The organism is Thermosynechococcus sp. QKsg1 (assembly GCF_031586415.1).
Classification (GTDB): domain Bacteria; phylum Cyanobacteriota; class Cyanobacteriia; order Thermosynechococcales; family Thermosynechococcaceae; genus Thermosynechococcus.
On the sequence record NZ_CP134200.1, the window covers coordinates 1,746,308 to 1,769,240 of the forward strand.

Genomic DNA, 22,933 nt, shown 5'->3' on the forward strand with positions numbered 1-22,933 from the left:
CCTCCTAGCCAAAATGGGACAGCAACTCCTGTGGATCCAACTGACGACCAATCACCACCACACGAGTTTGGCGTGACTCTGCCGCTTGCCACGGGCGATCGTAAAACAAGTCTAACCGTTGACCCACCCCTTGCACCACCAGACGCATCGGCTTGCCCTCAATGGCCGCAAAGCCCTTAACGCGGTAAATGTCAGGTACTTGCAGCAATCGCTCGAGGGATTGACGTAGGCGTTGCAGATCCCAAGCCCCCAGCTCTAAACAAACCGCTTGAATCTCCGCGTCGTGGTCATGCTCCTCCTCAAAGTCATGATGGCTGGGTCGCTGCCCCAAATTCTCCTCCACCGCTGCATTAAATCCCAGCAGCAGATCCGCCGGCACCTGTCCTTGGTGAGCCGCCAGCAGCTTAATCCGTGGGGGCAATTGAGTGCGCAGTTCAGCGATGAGCAGCTCTGCCTGATCGGGAGTCAGTTGATCCGCCTTGCTGAGGATGACCAAGTCGGCACAGGCCAGTTGATCATTAAAGAGTTCCTCAAGGGGGGTGTCCTCATGCTCCAAGCTAGGATCAGCGGCCTTTTGGGCAAAGAGCGCCTCCAGATCAGCACTCACTTGACCAGCTGCTAAGGCAACGCCATCCACCACTGTCACCACCCCATCAACGGTTGCCGCATGGCGCACCTCCGGCCAACGAAAAGCCATCACGAGCGGCTTGGGTAAGGCGAGTCCAGAGGTTTCAATCACAATGTGATCAATCTCCTGCCGCCGTGCCAAGAGGGTCTGCATCGTTGGCAAAAATTCCTCCTGCACTGTGCAACACAGACAGCCGTTGGTGAGTTCCCAAATGCCCGCTGTGCGATCGCAACAGGACTGCAACAACTCGCCATCAATACCGACATCGCCAAACTCATTCACAATCACAGCAATGCGCCTGCCCGCTGCCTTCTGAAGCAACTGCCGAATCAGGGTCGTCTTACCACTGCCAAGAAAGCCGGTAATAATCGTGACTGGGATTTTTGCACTCATTAAAATGCCTCAATGTTGGGAAAGTCTTTGAGTTGATGAGCCGCTTCCCCACAGGTTCGCGGTGTCGGAAACACTTTTTCAGGGTTGGCCAGACGTTTGGGATCAAAGGCGCAGCGCACCTGCTGCATCGTTTCTAAATCTGCTGGGCTAAACATCTCACCCATGAAACAGGCCTTATCACTACCAATGCCATGTTCCCCAGAAATACTGCCCCCCAAGCGCACACAGAGCTTGAGAATTTCCCCCCCCAAGGCCTCCACCTCCGCAAGCGCGCCCGGTACTGCCTGATCGTAGAGAATCAAGGGATGCAGATTGCCATCCCCAGCATGGAAGACATTGGCAATGCGATAGCCACTGCGCTGACTCAGTTGTTCAATTTCCCTGAGGACGGTGGCCAGTTGACTGCGGGGAATCACCCCATCTTGGACAAAATAATTGGGACTGAGACGACCAGCAGCCGCAAAAGCCGCTTTGCGCCCTTTCCAAAGGCGGAGGCGATCTTCAGCTTCTGTAGCAACGGTTACATGGCGTGCCCCCTGTTCATAGCAAATACGTGTGACTCGCTCCTGCAAAATCGGTACTTCTGACTCCAAGCCATCGACTTCCACCAGCAAGACCGCGCCGGCATCGCGGGGGTAGCAATTGGTGGCCACCACGTCCTCAACGGCATTGATACTCAGGTTGTCCATAATTTCCATGCCAGCGGGAATGATACCGGCACGGATAATGGCGGAAACTGTTTCCCCGGCCGCTTCAATGGTGGTGAAGTCCGCCAATAGCACAGCGATTGCCTCCGCCTGTTTGAGAATGCGCAGCCGAATTTCCGTGGCAATCCCGAGAGTGCCCTCAGACCCGACAAAAACCCCCATAAGATCATAGCCGGGCATTTCTGGCGCCGCACCCCCCAGTTCAACAATCTCACCATTGGGCAACACCACCGTCAGTCCCAGCACATGATTCGTGGTCACGCCATACTTCAGGCAATGGACACCGCCGGAGTTCTCGGCGACATTGCCGCCAATGGAGCAAATAATTTGACTGGAGGGATCGGGGGCATAGTAAAACCCCTGATCGGCTACCGCTTGAGTGACCCACGCATTAATCACCCCCGGCTGCACCACCACCTGCTGATTGGCCAGATCAATGTCTAAAATCTGGTTCATGCGAGAAGTGACGATGAGAATCCCCTCGGTGTGGGGTAAGGCTCCCCCCGATAGCCCCGTCCCTGAGCCACGGGCAACAAAGGGAATCCGATAGCGATCGCACACCTTGAGGATGGCAGAGACTTGGGCAGTGGTTTGCGGTAGCACGACCAGTTTGGGTCGTTGCCGATACATGGATAGCCCATCGCACTCATACACAAGGGCTTCTGCTGCATCACTGATGACGCTCCCCTTGCCGACAATGGCTGTTAGCTCCTCTGTGACCCGCTGCCAAGGGGTAATTTGCTGTAGTGTGGACATCCCCAGTGCTCTGAAACTGCCTTCTTTTATCCTAAATTGGCTCTCCTTTGGAAAAATGGGGGCAGGGGGGATTTGACATTTCTTTACTGAATAGTTATAAAATTATATTTAGGATCACTAAGCTGAAGTAGTAACCGTTTTAAGTCTAGCTTTCAGGCTGAATGAGTCCCCTCACGCTTTACCCCATAAAGGAGTCCGCTATGCTATTTCGCCAACTCTTTGACTACGACACTTGGACCTATTCTTACCTGATTGCCGATGAAGCCACGGGTGAGGCCGCCTTGGTGGATAGCGTCCTTGAACAGGTGGATCGGGATGTGCAGTTAATTGAGCAATTGGGGTTGAAACTGCGCTACTGCCTCGAAACCCATGTCCACGCCGACCACATTACCGGGGCGGGCAAAGTCCGCGAACGCACAGGCTGCAAAACCCTTGTGCCCGAAAATGCCCATGTGGACTGCGCCGATGGCTATATTAAAGACGGTGAAGTGATTCACGTCGGTAGCATTCCGATTCAGGCGATCGCCACCTTGGGGCACACCGATAGCCACATGGCCTTCCTCGTGAATGGCACCCACCTATTGACAGGGGATTCCCTCTTTATCCGTGGCTGTGGCCGCACTGATTTCCAAAGTGGCGATGCAGGCGCAATGTACGATGCGGTAACACAGCGGCTCTTTACACTACCGGATACCACATTGGTCTATCCCGGCCATGACTATCGCGGTCACACCGTTTCCACCATTGGTGAAGAAAAACGCTTTAATCCCCGCTTTGTCGGTCGCGATCGCCAGCAGTTCATTGAGTTCATGGCCAACCTGAACCTGCCGGATCCTAAGAAAATTATGGAAGCGGTGCCCGCTAACCAACAGTGTGGCATGGTTGCCGCTGCCGTCTAGTCCTTTGACCCCTGATCGCCCCTGTCTAGCCAACCCTGAGTAACCACTGGAGAACCAACGACTATGACCACAACAACGACTGAGTCTCCCCTCATTTCTGCGGCTGAACTGCACGATGCCCTGCAACGCCAGCAGGTACTGCTCATTGATGTGCGGGAGCCAAGCGAATACAACAATGCCCACATTCCGGGAGCGCTGCTCTGTCCTTTGGCCAATGTGAAGGAACTTGAACCCCCCTGTAATTCTGACACCCCGGTGGTGCTCTACTGTGAATCTGGCCGGCGATCGCGCATGGCCTGCGAAATCCTTGCCCAGCGGGGGTTCGCAAACCTGAAAAACCTTGAAGGGGGCATTCAACGCTGGCAACAGGGGGGTTACCCGGTCAAGGGTGCCGTCCGCGCCCCCATTAGTCTGATGCGGCAGGTGCAAATTGTTGCCGGCAGTCTGATTCTCAGCGGGGTGATTCTCGGCTTTGCCGTTCATCCGGGGTTCTTCTTCCTAGCAGGTTTTGTCGGTGCTGGCTTGGTCTTTGCCGGTGTCACAGGAGTCTGTACCCTGGCGCGGCTGTTGGCGCTGCTGCCCTTCAATCGCCCACAGGTGAAATAACAGCCCTTTTCTGAAGCATGAAAAACAGAGAGATGAGATCCTCTCCTACCCTAGCTTGCAAAGTGGTGAGCGTGATAAATCTTAGTGAAAAGGGCTGTAACCCATGCTGAGCTACTGGATAGGGCATGGTCTGGCGATCGCCATCGGCTTGAGTCTGGGTCTATTGGGGGGCGGCGGTTCTGTCCTTGCCCTGCCAGTGCTGGTCTATGTCATGGGCATTGAAACCAAGGTCGCGATCCCGATGACGCTTGTGATTGTCGGCAGCGTCAGTTTACTGGCAGTGATTCCCCAGTGGCGGCGCGGCTACGTTAATTTGCGTCTAGCACTGATTTTTGGTTCCGCAACCATGATGGGTGCCTATCTCGGGGCGCGACTGGCAGCCTTGCCTTGGATTACCGATACGGTGCAACTCTTACTCTTTGCCGTTGCCATGATGGTGGCGGCTATTTTAATGATTCGGCGGCAACAGCGTCCCCCTGCCCCTGAACTCACCCCGCCGGAAAGTTCTCTTGAAAGCCAGCTTTATGCCCCCCCAGTCTGTAAGTACTGTTGGCTGTGGCTACCCACCGAAGGCATTGGTGTGGGTATTCTGACGGGGTTGGTGGGAGTGGGTGGGGGATTTGCCATTGTGCCTGCCCTTGTTTTATTGGGCAAAATTCCAATGCGGCAGGCGATCGGCACCTCCCTGTTGATTATTGCCGCCAATTCCGTGGCTGCGGTTTGGGGCTATCTGGGCACAGTGAGTTTGGATCCACGCTTGACCCTGACGCTCACCTTAGCCTCTGCGGGTGGTTCTGTTATCGGTAGCTATCTCAGTCACCGCATTTCTGCCAAGCGACTGCAGCAGGGCTTTGGTTACTTCTTAATTGGCATTGCGGCCTTTGTGATCCTGAAAACCCTACTGGCACCTCCCCAGCGCAGCAAAAGTTCCTCCCTACCGCCGAGGCACTACCTTACTGCATCGGTTCCCGCAAGACCAAGCCGCACCTAAGACTCTGTTTCAGGAGTCTCTGCAGCACTCTGCTGTTGCCCAATTTGATTGAGTAGCGAAAGAACGCGACTGCCCCGTTCCAGCGATCGATCCTCAATAAAGACGACCTCCGGTGTCCGCCGCAGGCGAATGCGTTGCCCCAATTCCCGTCGCACAAAGCCTGAAGCCGCCTTCAATCCAGCCATCGTTGAGCGGCGTACCTCGTCGGTGCTGTAGATACTGACGAAGATCTTGGCGTGCTGCAAATCACCGGAAACTTCCACATCGGTGACACTGACCATGCCCGCCCCCACGCGCTCATCGCGGATTTCATACATTAACAACTGGCTTACTTCCCGTTTGATTAATTCTGCTACCCGTGCCACCCGTCGTTCGGTCGCCATGGCGGGCCTCCTTTTCTCGGTTGTTGGCAAAGACTATCCTGCAACTCTCCTATCTTATCAAGACAGCTATCCCTCTGTTTCTGGTTGGCGGGCGATCGCTCAAGACTTTTATGGCAGCAACCGCTGGCAGTAGTGTTACAAAAGTTAACATTTCTTGCTGACGTTCTCTGCAAGTTGAGGACTGAATTTCCTGCTCTCTTGCTAGATTGCCACCCCTGCTCAAAAATGAGAAAGCTGAGAAACTAGGCAACAATCACCTTGATATTTCGTAAGAATTCCGCTATCACGTTAATATAGTTCTCCCGCAGCAAATGCTGATGGGAAGCTTAACCTACCCTTGGTGAACGCCAACAGCAACTAGGTAAAACCACCTACTAGCTCAAGCGTTAGCGAGGGATGGGTTTCTTATTTATGAAGCCAAATTAACAGGATGCTGGAGCGATCGCTCCTAAGTTTTAGAGAGCCGATCACGCCCTACCAGCAACTGTAAGGTTCTAAATCTGGCATCTATATCTGCAAGAGGATTTAATTCCATGACGATCGCAATTGGACGAGCGCCAGCAGAACGGGGATGGTTTGACATCCTCGACGACTGGCTCAAGCGTGACAGATTTGTCTTTGTCGGCTGGTCAGGCATCCTGCTGTTTCCCTGCGCCTACCTTGCCCTCGGGGGCTGGCTGACCGGTACCACCTTTGTGACCTCTTGGTACACCCACGGCCTCGCCTCCAGCTACCTCGAAGGCTGCAACTTCCTCACCGTTGCCGTTTCCACCCCCGCCAACAGCATGGGGCACTCCCTTCTTCTCCTTTGGGGTCCCGAAGCCCAAGGGGACTTCACCCGCTGGTGCCAACTCGGTGGTCTGTGGACCTTTATCGCCCTCCACGGCGCCTTTGGCCTCATTGGCTTCATGCTGCGGCAATTTGAAATTGCTCGCTTGGTGGGCATCCGTCCCTACAACGCCATTGCCTTCAGTGCCCCCATTGCCGTCTTTGTCAGCGTCTTTTTGATCTATCCCCTGGGGCAATCCAGTTGGTTCTTTGCCCCCAGCTTTGGGGTGGCTGCCATCTTCCGCTTCCTGCTGTTCTTCCAAGGGTTCCACAACTGGACTTTGAACCCCTTCCACATGATGGGGGTGGCCGGTGTGCTCGGCGGTGCCCTGTTGTGTGCCATCCACGGTGCCACAGTGGAGAACACCCTCTTCCAAGATGGCGAAGGCGCCAGCACTTTCCGTGCCTTTAGCCCCACCCAATCGGAAGAGACCTACTCGATGGTGACGGCGAACCGGTTCTGGAGCCAAATTTTTGGGATTGCCTTCTCGAACAAGCGCTGGTTGCACTTTTTCATGTTGTTTGTGCCCGTAACGGGGCTGTGGATGAGTGCGATTGGCGTGGTGGGTCTGGCGTTGAACCTGCGGTCTTACGACTTTATTTCCCAGGAGATTCGGGCCGCGGAAGACCCTGAGTTTGAGACGTTCTACACGAAGAACCTGCTCTTGAACGAGGGCATCCGCGCTTGGATGGCGCCCCAAGACCAACCCCATGAAAACTTTGTCTTCCCAGAAGAGGTACTCCCCCGTGGTAACGCTCTCTAGTAACTCGATTTTTGCCACCAATCGCGACCAAGAATCCTCCGGTTTCGCGTGGTGGGCCGGTAATGCTCGTCTGATTAATCTCTCCGGCAAACTCTTGGGTGCTCACGTCGCCCACGCTGGCCTGATCGTTTTCTGGGCCGGTGCCATGACCCTGTTCGAGTTGGCTCACTTCATTCCTGAGAAGCCAATGTACGAGCAAGGGCTGATTCTCATTCCCCACATTGCCACCCTTGGTTGGGGCGTTGGCCCTGGGGGTGAAGTCGTGGACACCTTCCCCTTCTTTGTGGTCGGGGTGGTGCACCTGATTTCCTCTGCTGTTCTCGGCTTTGGTGGGGTTTACCATGCCATTCGTGGCCCTGAAACCCTTGAGGAATACTCCTCCTTCTTTGGCTACGACTGGAAAGATAAAAACAAAATGACGACGATCCTCGGTTTCCACCTGATCGTCCTCGGTATTGGTGCCCTGCTGTTGGTGGCCAAAGCCATGTTCTTTGGTGGCCTCTATGACACTTGGGCACCCGGCGGTGGCGATGTCCGCGTCATTACCAACCCCACCCTTGACCCCACGGTGATCTTTGGCTACCTGCTGAAGTCTCCCTTTGGCGGTGAGGGCTGGATCGTCAGCGTCAACAATCTTGAGGACGTTGTCGGTGGTCACATTTGGATCGGTTTGATCTGCATTGCTGGTGGTATCTGGCACATTCTGACGACGCCCTTTGGTTGGGCACGCCGTGCCTTTATCTGGTCTGGGGAAGCCTATCTGTCCTATAGCTTGGGCGCCCTGTCCATGATGGGCTTCATTGCCACCTGCTTTGTCTGGTTCAACAACACGGTCTATCCCAGTGAATTCTATGGTCCTACGGGTCCAGAGGCCTCTCAGGCTCAGGCAATGACCTTCTTGATCCGTGACCAAAAATTGGGTGCGAACGTCGGTTCGGCTCAAGGCCCCACCGGTCTTGGTAAATACCTGATGCGCTCTCCCACGGGTGAAATCATCTTCGGTGGTGAAACAATGCGCTTCTGGGATTTCCGTGGTCCTTGGTTGGAGCCGTTGCGCGGTCCCAATGGTCTTGACCTCAACAAGATCAAAAATGACATTCAGCCTTGGCAAGAGCGTCGTGCCGCTGAGTACATGACCCATGCACCTCTGGGTTCTTTGAACTCCGTGGGTGGTGTGGCCACGGAAATCAACTCGGTGAACTTCGTGTCACCCCGCTCTTGGCTGGCTACGTCCCACTTTGTCTTGGCCTTCTTCTTCCTAGTGGGTCACCTGTGGCATGCGGGTCGTGCCCGTGCCGCGGCGGCTGGTTTCGAGAAGGGGATTGACCGTGAGTCTGAACCCGTACTCTCGATGCCGAGCCTTGATTAGAGTCACTGACTTCATCTAACTAAACTCAATCCTTCTTGGCTCCCATCTACGGATGGGGGTCTTTTTTTTAGCAGGACTCAATTGCCGAGTATTTTTAACAGTTGCTCAGCAATGCGATCGCTCGCTCCGGGGTCGCCCATGCGTTCTTTGCCATTGGCGGCAATTCGCGCAAGTAAAGTCGCATCTTCCCAAATCTGCCAAAGGGTCGGGATGGCTCCTTGAGGATCATCGAGTAGGAAAATCGAGTCTCCGAGAAGGCGTTTTTGGCGACTAGCAAACTCACGGGTAAACTGGGGGCCTGCACCCGCAAAGGTGATCACGGGTTTCCCTAAGCCCACACACTGCTCTGTGGCTGTGCCGGCGAGGGCAATGCCCCCTTCGGCCCAATGCAGAAATTCACGAAAGTGATGTGAACTTAAAATCAGTTGTTGCTGACCCAACTGCCATGCGCTGGTCTGGGGTAATGCACTGGCGATGGGTTGCCAACCCTCAAGGCTTTGCTCAAGCATCCGTAAATCAAGGCTGGGACTGACAGCGGCAAGACAGGTCAGCGGCTGATCGGCATAGGGCGCCAGTACCCGTAGGATCTGCTGCCAATTGCGGTAGGCCTCAGGGGCACGAGACCCCGGCAGTAGCACAATGGTTCTAGTCGTAAAAGGCGATTGCTCAGGGGGTGGCATCACTAAGTCCATCATGGGATTGCCACAGTAGGAGACGGCATAGCCCAGCTTCTGCAGGCTGCTGGCGGTTAACTGATCGCGGACAAAAATGCCTCGACAGCGGGGCGATCGCCACAACCATCGTTCCCAAGGCAGGTAGTCACTCCCCGCCCAGCCCATGCCCCAACGATAGGGACGCCCCGTCGGGTCATATAGGTAATAGTCAGACTTAGCAGTGCCGATAAAACTATAGGTTCCCCCTGTGCCATAGGCCAGCAGTAGAGGCACAATATCCCCCACCGCTAAGAGATGCCCTACTGAGAATCGCTGCCAACGCTGAATAGCACGAACCTGCGCCCCCAACAGTCCCAGCAGCCCTGCTCTAAGATCCCGCCATAGCTGTCGCAGATCCATGTAGATAAAGCCCCCAGAGGGGAGTATTTTTCCGGGCTGCAATACAGGAATTCCCAGCCGCGTATAGGCAGACCCTAAGCCCACCAAGGGCAACGCCATTAGGTCTAAGTGTGGGCACCGCTGCCGCAAGGCCTGCAAAATCGAGCTGGCGATCGCGTCCTCACCGTGGCCATTACTCAGGCAAAGGAGTCGCTTCATGCCTGCATCAACTCAAGGGCTGTAGTAAATCGTGACCAATCATCCGCCTGATCAATGGCCTGCCAAATGTGTTCAATCTGCGGACGAGTCAGGATAAAAAGGGGATTGGCAGCCGCTAGGGTTTGGGGAAGTGCGGCTTGTTGTAACGGCGTGGCTTGCTGAAGTAGCTCAAAATAGGTTCTTTTCCAAGCCTCTAGCAATTTCTGATCTGCTGGCGTGAGGGTTGAGCTGTTACGAAAGATATGACTGGGATCTACAGCCCACTCAGGGGAGAATTCTTGCCGCAGGCTGACAAAGAATTGGGGATAACTGATGGTGCTGCGGCTGAGAAAAGCTTGGGTCTCTGCCACTAAGGGACGGCCAATTTCTAGAGGAAGATCTGCCCAACCGAGGCGCTTGAGCATGAGTTTCAAGTAGGTGGTTTGGCAGCGATCGCCAAAGGTCTTTAGGGCAGCTTGCATTTCCTCAAGGGGCATTACTGAAGACAGAGGGATTTGCAGCTTCTCCAAATTCCAAGCACAAATTGCTGGTTGATTGCCGTAGGCGTAGCGGCCATAGTAGTCAAAGTAGGCGGCTGTAAACCCCAAATCATAGTGCTCCAAAAAGACATAGGGACCATAGTCGAAGCTCTCGCCCGTAATGGCCATATTATCGGTGTTCAAAACACCGTGGCAAAACCCCGCCACCAACCACTGCGCCGCCAGATCCGCTGTGCGTGCCACTAGCTCACGATAAAAGGCACAATCCCGTTCCTTGGGGTTTGGGATCTCTAGCAAGTGGGGGTAGTAGTAGTCAATGACGTGGTCGAGCAACCGTCGAATCAAGTCCGGTCGCCGCAGATAGTGGAGCCGCTCAAAGGTACCAAAGCGAATATGGGAACGGCCAAGGCGCACTAAGACACTCGATCGCGTCGGCGATGGCTCATCCCCTCGCCAGAGGGATTCTCCCGTTTCCACCAAGCTGAGACTGCGAAAGGTGCTCACCCCCAAGCGATGCAGCAGTTCACTGGCCAAAACCTCACGGACACCGCCTTTGAGTGTCAGGCGACCATCTCCCCCCCGCGAATAGGGTGTGGTGCCAGATCCTTTCGTGCCAAGGTCATACAGTTGACCATCCACACCGCGAAACTGACCATAGAGAAACCCTCGGCCATCCCCCAAGCGAGCATTGTATTCCCCAAATTGGTAGCCGTGGTAACGCATTGCTAAAAAAGGTTCACGCCCCTGAAACTGGCCAAAGGCCGCAATAAAGTCAGCATCAGTTACCTTGGCGGGATTCAGACCCATCAGGGGTAAGAGGGCATCATTGCGAAAACGCAGAATATGCTGCGGAAAGGTTGCCGCCTGTACCTCGTCCCAGTACTCTTCCCCTAGGGAGAGAAATGCGGGTTCGTACTCAAGGTTTTGAAAGCAATGTCGAGACATTCAGAACATTCAAAGCGGACTCAGCTATTGCGGCGTCTTGGCAGTTTCCCGTTTGGACTTTTTGGGATTGGGGGGATCCACAAGGGTACGCAAGCGCGCTTGAATTTGTTGATGGCGTTCGACCCCCTCAAAGGCAAAGGGGGTGTACCCGCGATCGCGCATCAAACCACGGATATAGCGAATGCGCTCATTGGTCGGTGGGTGGGTAGAAAACCATGGTAACGGTGGCTCCTGATGACGGTATTCCTTCTTGAGGGTGTGCATGAGGTTCAGTAGGCCATCAGCGGCATAGCCTGCCCTCGCCAGAATCCGTGTGCCCAAAATATCCGCCTCTCGCTCCATTTCTCGACTATAGCTAGTCACGAGAATCCCTGTCACATAGCCACCAGCAGGTAATAACCGCGTCAAGTTGGCAGTGGCCGTGCCTTGGGTGACCAAGCGAAAACCGTGGGAGAGCACCGCGTGGGCAATTTCGTGAGCCAGTAAGCCAGCAAGTTCTGCCTCGGTATTGGCTTTGAGAATTGCACCGGAATTGATAAAAATCTTGCCTCCTGGCAGGGCAAAGGCATTGAGATCATTATCTTTTATCACAAAAAACTCATACTCAAACTCATTGCGACCGGCCACTTTGGCGAGGCGTTGCCCCACTTCATTGACATAGGCTTGAACCTCAGGATCCTCAAGGAGCTTGACTTGGCGGCTAATTTGCTGTGCTGCTGAACGGCCTAGGGCAGATTCTCCCTGCATCATCAAGGCCATCATTTGAATTGAGTCCAAGGATAGTAAGGGATTGCCCGTGAGTGCCACACCCACCAGTCCAGTGAGGGCGCCGACAATCATGCCTTCGCGCAGTTGTCCCTGAAGGCGACGACGGAACCGTTGCATTCGCTCTGCGGCTAGTTGCTGAAATTCGGGTGTGGCGGGGTGGTCAGGATTCAGTAGGGCAAAACGTTGGGCGGCAAGGGCGGCTTCTAGCCACTGTTGCTGGCGATCGTAGAGGGTGACGAGGCTACGTTGAATATCGGGTTGATCAGGATAGAGGCTGGCGGCTTTTTCGAGATGGGCATAGGCCTCTTTGAGGGAACCCTGCTGCGCTAGAAACTCAGCAAAGCGCACTTGGCCGGGGATAAACTCTGGGAATTGCTCCACCAACAGCCGCAGGGGCACGGCTTGGGCACTGTAGAGTTGGGAACCCCCTTGAACTTCTCGCCAATAGACTTGGGCAGCGGGGGGCAGTTGACTAATTTCCAGTACGGCAGGGGGGGTGACACGGGGCGGTGGCAAATCTAGGTCAGCCTTGGCCTTTTGGTAATAGGTTTGGGCTGTGACGGTATCTCCCAATTGCCAGTGGCGATCGCCCTCCCGTAGAAGTGCTAAACGCGCCTCCTGTGCGGCTTGCTCTGCTGTCAGTTCCACTGTTGTTGGAGCCTCTGGCGAATTGTCAGTTGTTCTTAGTGCAGGTTCCACAGAGGGGGCTGCTGAATCACCCTTGATCTCAGTGCTCGTGGGTAGGGGGGCAGGGGATTCTACAGGCGGAACGACTTCTGCGGAGGGCTGGGGTGGCAGCGGCAATAGATCGACAGCAGAGCCTTCAGATTGCGGCAGGCGAGCTTGGGCAAAGGGGTCTTCTTTTATGAGAGCAATCAACTCCTCCTCTGCTACACCCGTTTGGGGTAGGGACATCTCTGCTGCTCTAACCGGTTCAAGAGCCACCCCTAAAAGAAGGACAATACCCAGCGACCAGTAGCGTAACCCATCTTGCACCATGAAACTGTCCTCAAGCCACCTGATGCTTTATAGTCTAATCACTAGGCATGGGTGAATTGGGTCGTCGTTAGAATTATATCTATTCCAATAAAGAATGAGACGCTATTCGGCACAATAATTGCGAATCACTTCATCAATAGAATTGTTTGATCCTGCATACATCCGCGCTCGCTTCAACGCACTGAAGTCGTGCTCAATCACATTCAAAGGAGTGACCTCCTGCAATTCTTGAAGGCAAGAGGCCTCAAACCTTGAAAGCCCCTAGGGCGAGATGATCGCCTGTTTGAGAAAAGGGCTGTATTATAGAAAAAATTAGCAGTGCAACAAGTCTCATGGCTACGATCAATGATATTTTGGCGGAGTTTCGAGCAGCAGCAGAGTCAAAACGGCACTTGGGCGATCGCTTTGAGCGGTTGATGCAGGCTTACTTTCGCACTGACCCTTACTATCAGGATTTATTTAGCGATGTGTGGCTGTGGTGGGAGTATCCGCAGCGGGGCAATAGTGGCGACATTGGCATTGACTTGGTGGCCAAAGAACGGATCAGTGGCGAGCTTTGGGCGATTCAGTGCAAGTTTTACCATCCTGAGCATACTCTCAGCAAAAGTGATGTGGATTCCTTTTTGGCAGCCTCGGGCAAGGCGGAATTTAGTCATCGGCTCTTGGTCTCTACCATCGATCGCTGGTCAGAGAATCTGAACAAAACTCTTGACAATCAAAAAGTCCCCGTCCATCGCCTCACGGTACACGACCTCGCCAATAGCCCCATTGATTGGGAGCAGTTTTCTAGCGACACCATACCCACAGGTAGCCAGCGGCTCCAAGATGCCAAGGGAAGCTATTCTCTCAAACGCCTTCCCCGCAAGGAATTGCGTCCCCACCAGCAAATAGCCGTTGACAATGTGATCGCAGGATTGCAAACCGCCGATCGCGGCAAGCTGATCATGGCCTGTGGCACGGGCAAAACCTTTACGGCTTTGAAAATTGCTGAGCGGATGGTGGGCAAAGGGGGACGGGTGCTTTTTCTGGTGCCCTCGATTTCGTTGCTGTCTCAGAGTTTGCGGGAGTGGACTGCCGAAGCAGAAATTCCCCTACATCCCATTGCCGTCTGCTCCGATGTGAAGGTGGGGCGGCGCACAGACAGCGAAGACCTCAAAGCCAGTGATCTACCCTTTCCTGCAACCACCGATAGCGAGAAGATTCGCAAGGGGGCAGCAGCAGCAACCAACAAGATGACGGTGATTTTCTCCACCTATCAATCGATTGAGAGCATTACTGCCGCCCAAAAGGCTGGCCTACCCCCCTTTGATTTGATCATCTGCGATGAGGCTCACCGCACCACGGGCGTGATTCTCTCTAGCCAAGAGGAATCGCAATTTACCCGCGTCCACCGTCAAGAGCACGTCCAAGGCAAGAAACGCCTCTATATGACGGCAACACCGCGCCTGTATGGCGATCGCGCCAAGAGCAAGGCATTAGAAGAAAACATCACCCTTTGCTCGATGGATGAGGAAGCCATCTATGGCAAGGAACTGCACCGCTTGGGCTTTGGTGAGGCCGTACGGGCGCACGACGATCGCTTTAATGCCATTGTCAACAAGCTGGCACTCAATCAGCAGCGACCCCCGCAAATTGATGTGATTGGGATTGGGGGTGGCCGTGAAGACAGTGAAGAAATTGACAACGACCTCACACCCGTGCAGTTAGCGTTTCACTGGCCAGAACTGGAGGAGTGGAAAGAAGCCCTCTACGCCAAGGTGGTGCATAAAGTGTGGCGATCGCCAGTATTGGGAGGACTGGGCCAAGGATGTGGCCATCCTTGCCGATCACCATCGCACGCGCATGGAGGGCATCATCGCCAAAAATTCCAGCGTTAGGGCCCAATTTGATGCCTTTGTCGCCAGTTTGCAGGAGATCATCAACCCCAGCATTACCGCAGCCGCCACCATAGAGATGCTGTCGCAGCACCTCATTACCAAACCCGTTTTTGATGCCCTCTTTGCCGACTATGCCTTTAGCCAGTACAACCCCGTTTCGGCAGCGATGGAGACGATGATTGCGGTGCTAGAGGGGCAGGCTCTCGACAAGGAAACCGCCAAGTTAGAGGACTTTTATACCAGCGTCAAGTTGCGTGCCAGCGGTATTGACAACCTACAGGGCAAGCAAAAAATTGTCATTGAGTTGTATGAGGGATTCTTTAAGCTGGCCTTTCCGAAAATGGCAGAGCGGTTGGGCATTGTCTATACCCCTGTGGAAATTGTGGACTTCATCATCCGCAGTGCCGATGCAGCGCTCCAGCAGGAATTTGGCCTCAGTCTAGCCTCAGAGAATGTGCATATCCTCGATCCTTTTACGGGGACGGGAACCTTTATTGTGCGGTTGCTCCAGAGTGGCTTGATTCCCCGCGAAGCCTTGCCCACCAAGTACAGCCGCGAACTCCACGCCAACGAAATTCTGCTACTGCCCTACTACATTGCGGCCATCAACATTGAAACCGCCTACGCTAGCCTTACAGGACACTACGCCCCCTTTAACGGCCTTTAACGGCATTGTCCTCACCGATACGTTTCAAATGTATGAACACGAGGACACCCTCAATGAAGCCTTCTTCCCTGAAAACAATCGCCGCGTTTTAGCGCAGAAACAAGAAAAGATCACCGTGATCATTGGCAATCCGCCCTATTCCGCAGGGCAAAAGAGCGAAAATGATAGTAACAAAAATCTAAAATACCAGAGACTTGATAAAAAGATTGCTGAGACTTATGCAAAATTTTCTAACGCGACTTCAAAAAGAAGTCCTTATGACTCATATATTCGTGCTATTCGCTGGGCAACGGATCGTCTAGGGGAAAAGGCGTGATTGCCTTTGTGACAAACGGCTCCTTTATTGACAGCAATGCAATGGATGGCTTGCGCAAATGTCTTGCTGATGAGTTTACCAGTGTCTATGTCTTTAATCTGCGGGGACTAAGAGGACAGAAAACTTCTGGTGAGCGAGCTAAGAAAGAGGGGGGACAAATTTTTGGTCAAGGTTGTACAAATACAGTTGCCATTACCCTGTTGATCAAGAATCCTGCCAAAACCAATCATGAAATTTACTATCACGATATTGGCTATTATCTGAGTCGGGAAGAGAAACTAAGCAAGATTGCCACCTTTGGTGACTACACAACCCTACCTTGGCAAGAGGTTACACCCAATGAGCAGTAAGATTGGATCAATGCTCGCAATCCAGAGTTTGAAAACTTTGTTTCTTTTGTCAATACAGACCCTAAAAGCATCAGTACCCGACTTAGAGTTAATTTCCAATAGCCAATGTTTTCCCCTCTATACCTATGAAAAAGTTGAAGCCACGCCACAGGGATCGTTATTTGAGAGCAACACATCAACGGGCTATCGCCAGAAAGAGAATATCAATGATGCCATCCTCAAAGTCTTTCGCGACACCTACGGGGATACCCAAATCGGTAAAGAGGATATTTTCTACTACGTTTATGGCATTTTGCACAGTCCTGACTATCGCCAACGCTACGCCAATGACCTGAAAAAGATGCTGCCGCGCATTCCCTACGTTGAAGATTTTTGGGGCTTTAGCAAGGCAGGCCGAGAGTTGGCTCACTGGCATCTCCACTATGAAACCATTGACCCCTACCCCCTCACTGAGTTGGCAGCCCCCCTGACCACTGATGCCAAAACCTTCTATCGCGTTGAAAAGATGCGCTTTGCCAAAAAAGGGCAGCAGGTGGATAAGACCACGATTATTTACAACCGTTATGTCACCCTAACGGGGATTCCTCTTCAAGCCTATGACTATGTGGTGAATGGCAAGCCTGCCATCGAGTGGGTGATGGATCACTATCAAGTCACTGTGGATAAAGACAGCCAAATTCGCAATGACCCCAACGACTGGTCAGCAGATCCCCGCTACATTATTGACTTACTGAAGCGCGTGGTGCGAGTGAGCGTCGAAACGGTCCAGATTGTCCAACAGCTTCCAAAGTTCAAGCTCCTCAGCAAAAAGGCAACTGCCCCCTAATCAGCTCCTAGGCAAAGACTGCCGTGCGATTGCCATACACCAGAATCCGATTTTGCAAATGCAGCCGTACTGCCCGTGCCAAGACCACCCGTTCTAAATCCTTGCCCTTGCGAATCAGATCCGCCACCGTATCGCGATGGCTAATGTGCACAATCGCCTGCTCAATAATCGGCCCTTCATCTAAATCCGCTGTGGCATAGTGGGCCGTGGCACCAATGATTTTTACTCCCCGCTCATAGGCACGGTGGTAGGGATTCGCCCCCGCAAAGGCAGGCAAAAATGAATGGTGAATGTTGATCACTTGGGGAAAGGCCTCAATAAATTCTGGACTGAGCACCTGCATATACTTGGCCAGCACCACCAGATCAATCTTGTAGTCCTTGAGGAGTTGCAGTTCCTTGGCTTCGGCAAGGGGCTTGGTCTCTGGTGTCACGGGGATATAGTGAAAGTCAATGCCAAACTGCTCGGCAATGGGACGCAAATGTTCATGGTTACTGATAATCAGGGGAATTTCCGCAAAGAGATCTCCCGCTCGCTGCCGCAGGAGCAAATCCCACAGGCAATGATCTTGGCGGCTCACCCAAATGGCCAAGCGATAGGGAATATCCGATGCCCGCAACTGCCAGCGCACCCCTTGCCAACTGGCAAAGACCTTTTCCCGCTGCGCATAGTTGATGAAAGTCGCGGCAATTTGATCGCGGGGGATTTCAAAGCCCTCTAGTTCCCACTCGAGGCGGGAGAGAAAAATGCCCGCAACGGCATCGGTGTGGTGGTCGGCATGGACAATGTTCCCGTTGTAGCGATAGACAAACTGCGCCAACTTGGCCACTAGCCCCCGCTGATCGGGACAGGAAATGGCGAGGGTCATCGTCGGCATAGACACACCGCAAGGCAGAGCAACCTGTATTCTACTACTGCGAATTGGCAGCGGCGCGATTTAACACCTTGGCCAGATAATGCCCTGTATAGGATTGAGGCATCAGTGCCACCGCTTCAGGGGTGCCGACGGCAACCACTTCTCCGCCGCGATCGCCCCCCTCTGGTCCAAGGTCAATAATCCAATCGGCACAGCGAATCACATCTAGATTGTGCTCAATTACCAAAATCGAGTTGCCTTTGTCCACGAGACGCTGCAACACCTCGAGGAGTTTATGCACATCGTAAAAAGATAGCCCCGTGGTGGGTTCATCAATCAAGTAGAGCGTTTTGCCCGTGGCGCGGCGCGACAGTTCAGCCGCCAATTTCAAGCGTTGGGCTTCGCCCCCAGAGAGGGTCGGTGCCGTTTGCCCTAGTTTGAGATAGCCCAAGCCCACATCCACGAGGGTTTGCAGCTTGCTCACTGCCTTGGGGATATTTTCAAAAAAGGCCAGTGCTGTCTCGGCGGTCATATCCAAGACATCAGCAATCGAGCAGCCCTTGTACTTCACTTGCAGGGTATCGCGATTGTAGCGTGCCCCCTTGCACACCTCACACTGCACATAGACATCGGGCAAAAAGTTCATTTGAATTACATTCACCCCTTGGCCAGCGCAGGCTTCACAGCGTCCGCCCTTGATATTGAAGGAAAATTGCCCTGGTTTATAGCCCCGTGCCTTGGCCTCTACGGTTTGACTAAAGACTTCACGGATAACATCAAACACCCCAATGTAGGTGGCAGGGTTCGAGCGGGGGGTGCGCCCAATGGGGGATTGGTCAATGACAATGACTTTATCAATGGCATTTAAGCCTTCAATCTCGCCAAGTCCCTTGGGCAGGGGCACATTGTGACCAAGATGGTGCTGCAGGGCAGGATAGAGGACTTCATGCATGAGGGTGGATTTCCCCGACCCCGATACCCCCGTCAGACACACCAGCTTACCGAGGGGAATTTCTACGGTGATGTTCTTGAGATTATTGCGAGATACCTGTTTGAGAATTAGGGATTGACCATTCCCCGGCCGGCGATCGCTGGGGGTTTCAATGCGCTTGCGCCCCGACAGATAAGCCCCCGTCAGGGAGTCGGGATGATTGAGAATCGCCTCTAGGCTGCCTTGAGCCACAATCTGGCCGCCGTGGATCCCCGCCCCTGGACCAATATCAACAATGTGATCGGCAGCGCGGATCGTGTCCTCATCGTGTTCGACAACAATGAGTGTATTCCCCAAATCCCGCAGGCGAAACAGCGTTTGCAGCAGGCGATCGTTATCCCGCTGATGCAAGCCAATGCTGGGTTCATCAAGGACATAGAGCACCCCCGTCAGGCCAGAGCCAATTTGAGTGGCCAAGCGAATGCGTTGGGCTTCACCACCAGAGAGGGTGGCCGCACTGCGATCCAGCGTCAGGTAATCTAGTCCCACATCCACGAGAAACTGTAATCGCGCGGTCACTTCCCGCAGGGCCAGCTCCGCAATCTGCTGTTGGCGGGCGCTCAGTTGGAGCGATCGCAGCCGTGCCAAACACTCGCGAATCGAGACACTGGTGAGATCCGTGAGGCGATATTGCCCCAAGCGCACTGCTAGGGCGGCGGGTTTTAGGCGTTGACCACCACAGGCGGGGCAGGTTTGATTGACTTGGTACTCTTCCAGCTTTTGGCGGTAGGCCTCAGAGGTGGCTTCGCGGTAATGTCGCTCCAAAATTGGGATCACCCCTTGAAATTGGCGGTAGTAGTCCCGTTTGCGATAGCGGGAATCGGCGGGGATGAGAATTGGGGTATCGGTGCCGTAGAGGATAATCTCCCGTTGCAACTCCGTGAGGCGGTACCACGGTGTATGGATGTCAAAGCCAAAGGCCTCAGCAACGCCCCAGAGGAGAGCAAGGTAGTAATCATGTTCTTTCTCGGCCCAGGGGGCGATCGCCAGATAGACCGGTAGTTCAGGATTGGGGACAATCAACTCCGGGCTAAATTTGCGCAAATAGCCCAAGCCATGGCACTCTGGACAGGCACCGTAGGGGGAGTTAAAGGAAAACAGCCGCGGCGATAGCTCATCCATCACTGCCCCATGCTCCGGACAGGCAAAATTTTCGGAAAATAGGAGGGTTTGACCCTCAGCCTCACCCTCGCGGGGTACCACACTGACCATTGCTGTGCCGTTGGCATGGTGCAACGCCGTTCGCAGCGAGTCCGCTAAGCGTTCCTCAATCCCCGGCTTCAGCACAAGGCGATCGACAACAATTTCAATCGTGTGGGCATGGTTTTTATCCAGTTCAATGGCATCACTGAGGTCGCGCACCTCGCCATCAATCCGAACCCGCACAAAACCTTCACTGGCTAGACTCGCTAGCAGCTTCTTGTGGGTGCCCTTCTTGCCCTTGACAATGGGTGCTAAGACTTGAAAGCGGGTCTGAGGGGGCAACTGCATCACCTGATCCACCATTTCATCAATGGCTTGGGGGCGAATCGAGCGATCGCAATGGGGGCAATGGGGTTCACCCGCACGGCCATAGAGCAGCCGCAGGTAGTCATAGATTTCCGTGACTGTGCCCACCGTCGAGCGAGGATTGTGGGAAGTGGACTTTTGATCAATGGAAATCGCTGGACTCAGCCCCTCAATGGCATCCACATCCGGCTTATCCAACTGGCCGAGGAATTGCCGCGCATAGGCACTGAGGGACTCCACATAGCGGCGTTGCCCTTCAGCAAAAATCGTGTCAAAGGCCAGAGAGGACTTACCGGAACCAGAAACCCCTGTCATCACAATCAGGCGATCGCGGGGCAGATCGAGGTCAATGTTTTTCAGATTATGCTGCCGTGCACCCCGAACCCGAATTTCACCCGTAGGCACTGGATCGCCCATGCTGCAAACTGCGAATGTTAAAAAACGTTACTTGAGGGTTATTATAGCAACGCTGCCAGACCCGTTTGGCACCATCCAATAAAAAAGCGGGGTGTGGTTTCCCCGCTGTGAGTGTGACTTAGGTTACTTGCGGTGAACCCAGTGAGTCTGAGGGATTCACCGCTGGATTGGGCTTAGTAGTCGAAGTCACCGCCCATGCCGGCACTGGCACCCGCAGGATTGTTGTCCTTGGGTTCGGGTTTGTCAACGATGATGCACTCGGTGGTCAGCACCATACCGGCAATAGAGGCCGCATTTTGCAGAGCCGAGCGGGTGACTTTGGCAGGGTCAACGATACCAGCATCGAACATGTTGACATATTCATCTTTGGCGGCATCATAACCCACATCGAAGGGTTTTTCTTTGACCCGTTCGACAATGATGGCACCGTTTTGACCCGCGTTTTCAGCGATGCGACGCAGGGGAGCGCTAAGGGCACGCTCAACAATGTTGGCACCAATCAGTTCTTCACCCGTCAGGTGCTCAGCCGCCCAGTTGCTCAACTCAGGCGCCAAGTGCACCAAGGTGGTACCGCCACCGGGAACGATCCCCTCTTCCACAGCGGCTTTGGTGGCGTTAATCGCATCTTCCAGACGGAGTTTGCGATCTTTCATTTCGGTTTCAGTGGCAGCACCAACTTTAATCACCGCCACACCACCAGCGAGTTTGGCTAACCGCTCCTGCAGTTTTTCTTTGTCGTAGCTGGAGTCGGTTTCTTCGATTTGGCGACGGATTTGCTCGCAGCGAGCTTTGACGGCTTTTTCATTGCCTTCGGCCACAATCGTGGTGTGATCTTTGGTGATGGTGATGCGGCGAGCTTTACCGAGCATATCTAGCTTGGCATTTTCCAGCTTCAGACCGGCATCTTCGGTGATCACTTGACCCGCTGTGAGGACGGCAATATCTTCGAGCATTGCTTTACGGCGATCGCCAAAGCCGGGAGCTTTCACCGCAGCCACATTCAAGACACCGCGCAGACGGTTGACCACGAGGGTCGCCAAGGCTTCTTTCTCGATGTCTTCAGCAATGATCACCAGCGGTTTACCGGCGCGAGCCACTTGTTCGAGGATCGGCACCAGATCTTGCACTAAGGTAATTTTCTTGTCGGTGATCAGCACGAAGGGTTCATCAAGCACCGCTTCCATGCGCTCGGTGTCGGTGGCAAAGTAGGGGGAGATGTAGCCCTTGTCAAAGCGCATCCCCTCAGTGACCTCGAGTTCGGTGGTCATGGATTTGCCTTCTTCGAGGGAGATCACGCCTTCTTTGCCCACTTTGTCCATGGCATCGGCAATCATCCGACCCACTTCTTCATCGTTACCGGCAGAGATCGCTGCCACTTGGGCAATGGCTTTGGAATCTTCCACCGGACGGGCATGTTCAGCAATTTTTTCGACAAGGAAGTGGGTGGCTTTGTCAATCCCGCGTTTCAGGGCAATGGGGTTAGCACCGGCAGCCACGTTGCGCAGCCCCTCTTTCACCATGGCATGGGCAAGAACCGTTGCCGTAGTTGTACCGTCACCGGCAGCATCATTGGTTTTCGAGGCGGCTTGGCGGATCAGCGCCACACCGGTGTTTTCAATGTGATCTTCCAGTTCAATTTCCTTGGCGATCGTCACCCCGTCGTTGACAATTTGGGGAGCGCCAAATTTTTTCTCCAGAACCACGTTCCGCCCTTTGGGACCAAGGGTCACGGCCACGGATTCAGCCAAGATGTCCATCCCTTTTTCGAGGGCACGACGAGCATTTTCGTTGTAGATAATGCGCTTCGCCATAGGTGTTTCCTACCTCAATCGTTCAACAGTGATGAAAAATCGCACAGAAATGAAGGAGTGTCAGCGACTTAGCCAACAATGGCCAAGATGTCTTTTTCCGAGAGGAGAACGTAGTCTTCGCCCGCTAGTTTCACTTCAGTACCGGCATATTTGGAGTACAGCACTTTGTCCCCCACTTTCACATCCATGGGCTGACGCTTGCCGTCTTCAGTGAGTTTGCCAGGACCAACGGCGGTCACTTCGCCCACTTGGGGTTTTTCACGGGCGTTGTCGGGCAGGAGGATGCCCCCTGCGGTACGTTCTTCACTTTCGCTGACTTTGACAAAAATGCGATCGCCCAAAGGCTTCACAGTTGAAACGCTTAGAGATACGGCTGCCATAGCGTACTGTTCTCCCAATTGTAAGAGTATGGATTGATAGCACTCACTGCACGGCTCATCGCGCAGTTTCTGGGGGGCAAGAGCATCACTTGCAATTGTTTAGCACTCTCACCCTTCGAGTGCTAATGTAGCGAGAGAGGGTTGGCG

The 22,933-nt window shown here is 53.8% G+C and carries 21 protein-coding genes and 1 pseudogene; 11 read left to right on the plus strand and 11 right to left on the minus strand.

Annotated elements, in window-relative coordinates:
• Positions 1-4: 4 nt before the first annotated feature.
• Positions 5-1,021 (minus strand): cobalamin biosynthesis protein CobW, encoded by a 1,017-nt coding sequence (gene cobW / locus RHP47_RS08590; RefSeq protein ID WP_286649534.1) that lies wholly within the window; start codon positions 1,019-1,021, stop codon positions 5-7.
• On the minus strand, positions 1,021-2,484 hold the full coding sequence (locus RHP47_RS08595) for an FAD-linked oxidase C-terminal domain-containing protein (RefSeq protein ID WP_149820010.1): 1,464 nt from the start codon (positions 2,482-2,484) through the stop codon (positions 1,021-1,023). Before RHP47_RS08595 ends, cobW begins: the two co-directional genes overlap by 1 nt.
• A 200-nt stretch (positions 2,485-2,684) precedes the next feature.
• On the opposite strand from RHP47_RS08595, the gene RHP47_RS08600 reads away from it, so the two are divergent.
• The 3 genes from RHP47_RS08600 (at position 2,685) to RHP47_RS08610 (ending at position 4,980) form a co-directional block, all read left to right on the plus strand.
• Positions 2,685-3,383 carry an MBL fold metallo-hydrolase gene (locus tag RHP47_RS08600; RefSeq protein WP_024124642.1) on the plus strand — a complete coding sequence of 233 codons (699 nt, stop codon included), beginning with the start codon at positions 2,685-2,687 and terminating at the stop codon, positions 3,381-3,383.
• 63 nt (positions 3,384-3,446) lie between these two features.
• Positions 3,447-3,989 carry a rhodanese-like domain-containing protein gene (locus RHP47_RS08605; RefSeq protein ID WP_149820012.1) on the plus strand — a complete coding sequence of 181 codons (543 nt, stop codon included), beginning with the start codon at positions 3,447-3,449 and terminating at the stop codon, positions 3,987-3,989.
• 103 nt (positions 3,990-4,092) lie between these two features.
• The gene (locus RHP47_RS08610; protein WP_149820014.1) at positions 4,093-4,980 is read left to right on the plus strand and encodes a sulfite exporter TauE/SafE family protein; all 888 of its coding nucleotides are present in this window, start codon (positions 4,093-4,095) and stop codon (positions 4,978-4,980) included.
• Here RHP47_RS08610 and rbfA read toward each other — a convergent pair.
• A complete protein-coding gene (rbfA, locus tag RHP47_RS08615; RefSeq protein WP_286625378.1) occupies positions 4,977-5,363 on the minus strand; it encodes a 30S ribosome-binding factor RbfA in 387 nt (128 codons plus the stop codon). The two genes, RHP47_RS08610 and rbfA, sit on opposite strands and share 4 nt — an antisense overlap.
• On the opposite strand from rbfA, the gene RHP47_RS08620 reads away from it, so the two are divergent.
• The 3 genes from RHP47_RS08620 to psbC all read left to right on the plus strand — a co-directional run bounded on the left by RHP47_RS08620 (position 5,362) and on the right by psbC (position 8,324).
• Complete coding sequence (locus tag RHP47_RS08620) at positions 5,362-5,496, plus strand: hypothetical protein (RefSeq protein ID WP_255451641.1); 135 nt, start codon at positions 5,362-5,364, stop codon at positions 5,494-5,496. The two genes, rbfA and RHP47_RS08620, sit on opposite strands and share 2 nt — an antisense overlap.
• Positions 5,497-5,896: 400 nt before the next feature.
• A complete protein-coding gene (gene psbD, locus RHP47_RS08625; protein ID WP_149818344.1) occupies positions 5,897-6,955 on the plus strand; it encodes a photosystem II D2 protein (photosystem q(a) protein) in 1,059 nt (352 codons plus the stop codon).
• Positions 6,939-8,324, plus strand: a complete 1,386-nt coding sequence (psbC, locus tag RHP47_RS08630; RefSeq protein WP_190278038.1) for a photosystem II reaction center protein CP43 — start codon at positions 6,939-6,941, stop codon at positions 8,322-8,324. Before psbD ends, psbC begins: the two co-directional genes overlap by 17 nt.
• A gap of 77 nt (positions 8,325-8,401) precedes the next feature.
• Here psbC and RHP47_RS08635 read toward each other — a convergent pair whose 3' ends face one another.
• From RHP47_RS08635 to RHP47_RS13105, 4 genes and pseudogenes are all read right to left on the minus strand, one after another.
• Positions 8,402-9,595, minus strand: coding sequence for a lipid-A-disaccharide synthase-related protein (locus tag RHP47_RS08635; protein WP_310840249.1), 1,194 nt, complete (start codon positions 9,593-9,595; stop codon positions 8,402-8,404).
• Positions 9,592-11,019, minus strand: coding sequence for a YdiU family protein (locus RHP47_RS08640; protein WP_149820022.1), 1,428 nt, complete (start codon positions 11,017-11,019; stop codon positions 9,592-9,594). Before RHP47_RS08640 ends, RHP47_RS08635 begins: the two co-directional genes overlap by 4 nt.
• Positions 11,020-11,043: 24 nt before the next feature.
• Positions 11,044-12,786: a M48 family metalloprotease gene (locus tag RHP47_RS08645; protein ID WP_310840250.1), complete on the minus strand. Its 1,743-nt coding sequence runs from the start codon at positions 12,784-12,786 to the stop codon at positions 11,044-11,046.
• 102 nt (positions 12,787-12,888) lie between these two features.
• Positions 12,889-12,993: pseudogene (locus tag RHP47_RS13105) on the minus strand (IS630 family transposase); the annotation flags it as partial.
• A 125-nt stretch (positions 12,994-13,118) separates the two neighbouring features.
• On the opposite strand from RHP47_RS13105, the gene RHP47_RS08650 reads away from it, so the two are divergent.
• From RHP47_RS08650 to RHP47_RS08670, 5 genes are read left to right on the plus strand one after another with little or no spacing between them, the layout of a single operon-like run.
• On the plus strand, positions 13,119-14,663 hold the full coding sequence (locus RHP47_RS08650) for a DEAD/DEAH box helicase family protein (protein WP_310840252.1): 1,545 nt from the start codon (positions 13,119-13,121) through the stop codon (positions 14,661-14,663).
• On the plus strand, positions 14,596-15,330 hold the full coding sequence (locus RHP47_RS08655) for a hypothetical protein (RefSeq protein ID WP_310840253.1): 735 nt from the start codon (positions 14,596-14,598) through the stop codon (positions 15,328-15,330). Before RHP47_RS08650 ends, RHP47_RS08655 begins: the two co-directional genes overlap by 68 nt.
• 28 nt (positions 15,331-15,358) lie before the next feature.
• Complete coding sequence (locus RHP47_RS08660) at positions 15,359-15,646, plus strand: Eco57I restriction-modification methylase domain-containing protein (protein WP_310840255.1); 288 nt, start codon at positions 15,359-15,361, stop codon at positions 15,644-15,646.
• Positions 15,643-15,996: a hypothetical protein gene (locus RHP47_RS08665; RefSeq protein ID WP_226971929.1), complete on the plus strand. Its 354-nt coding sequence runs from the start codon at positions 15,643-15,645 to the stop codon at positions 15,994-15,996. The genes RHP47_RS08660 and RHP47_RS08665 overlap by 4 nt, the downstream gene beginning before the upstream one ends.
• 46 nt (positions 15,997-16,042) lie before the next feature.
• Positions 16,043-16,822, plus strand: coding sequence for a type ISP restriction/modification enzyme (locus RHP47_RS08670; RefSeq protein ID WP_286668621.1), 780 nt, complete (start codon positions 16,043-16,045; stop codon positions 16,820-16,822).
• Positions 16,823-16,829: 7 nt separating this feature from the next.
• Here the strand turns inward: RHP47_RS08670 and purU are convergent, their stop codons facing one another.
• The 4 genes from purU to groES all read right to left on the minus strand — a co-directional run bounded on the left by purU (position 16,830) and on the right by groES (position 22,786).
• Complete coding sequence (purU, locus tag RHP47_RS08675; protein ID WP_315863438.1) at positions 16,830-17,705, minus strand: formyltetrahydrofolate deformylase; 876 nt, start codon at positions 17,703-17,705, stop codon at positions 16,830-16,832.
• Positions 17,706-17,733: 28 nt separating this feature from the next.
• On the minus strand, positions 17,734-20,595 hold the full coding sequence (gene uvrA / locus RHP47_RS08680) for an excinuclease ABC subunit UvrA (RefSeq protein ID WP_310840258.1): 2,862 nt from the start codon (positions 20,593-20,595) through the stop codon (positions 17,734-17,736).
• Positions 20,596-20,768: 173 nt separating this feature from the next.
• Positions 20,769-22,406: a chaperonin GroEL gene (gene groL / locus RHP47_RS08685; protein ID WP_149820028.1), complete on the minus strand. Its 1,638-nt coding sequence runs from the start codon at positions 22,404-22,406 to the stop codon at positions 20,769-20,771.
• A gap of 68 nt (positions 22,407-22,474) precedes the next feature.
• Positions 22,475-22,786: a co-chaperone GroES gene (gene groES / locus RHP47_RS08690; protein WP_149820030.1), complete on the minus strand. Its 312-nt coding sequence runs from the start codon at positions 22,784-22,786 to the stop codon at positions 22,475-22,477.
• Between the last annotated feature and the right edge of the window lie 147 nt (positions 22,787-22,933).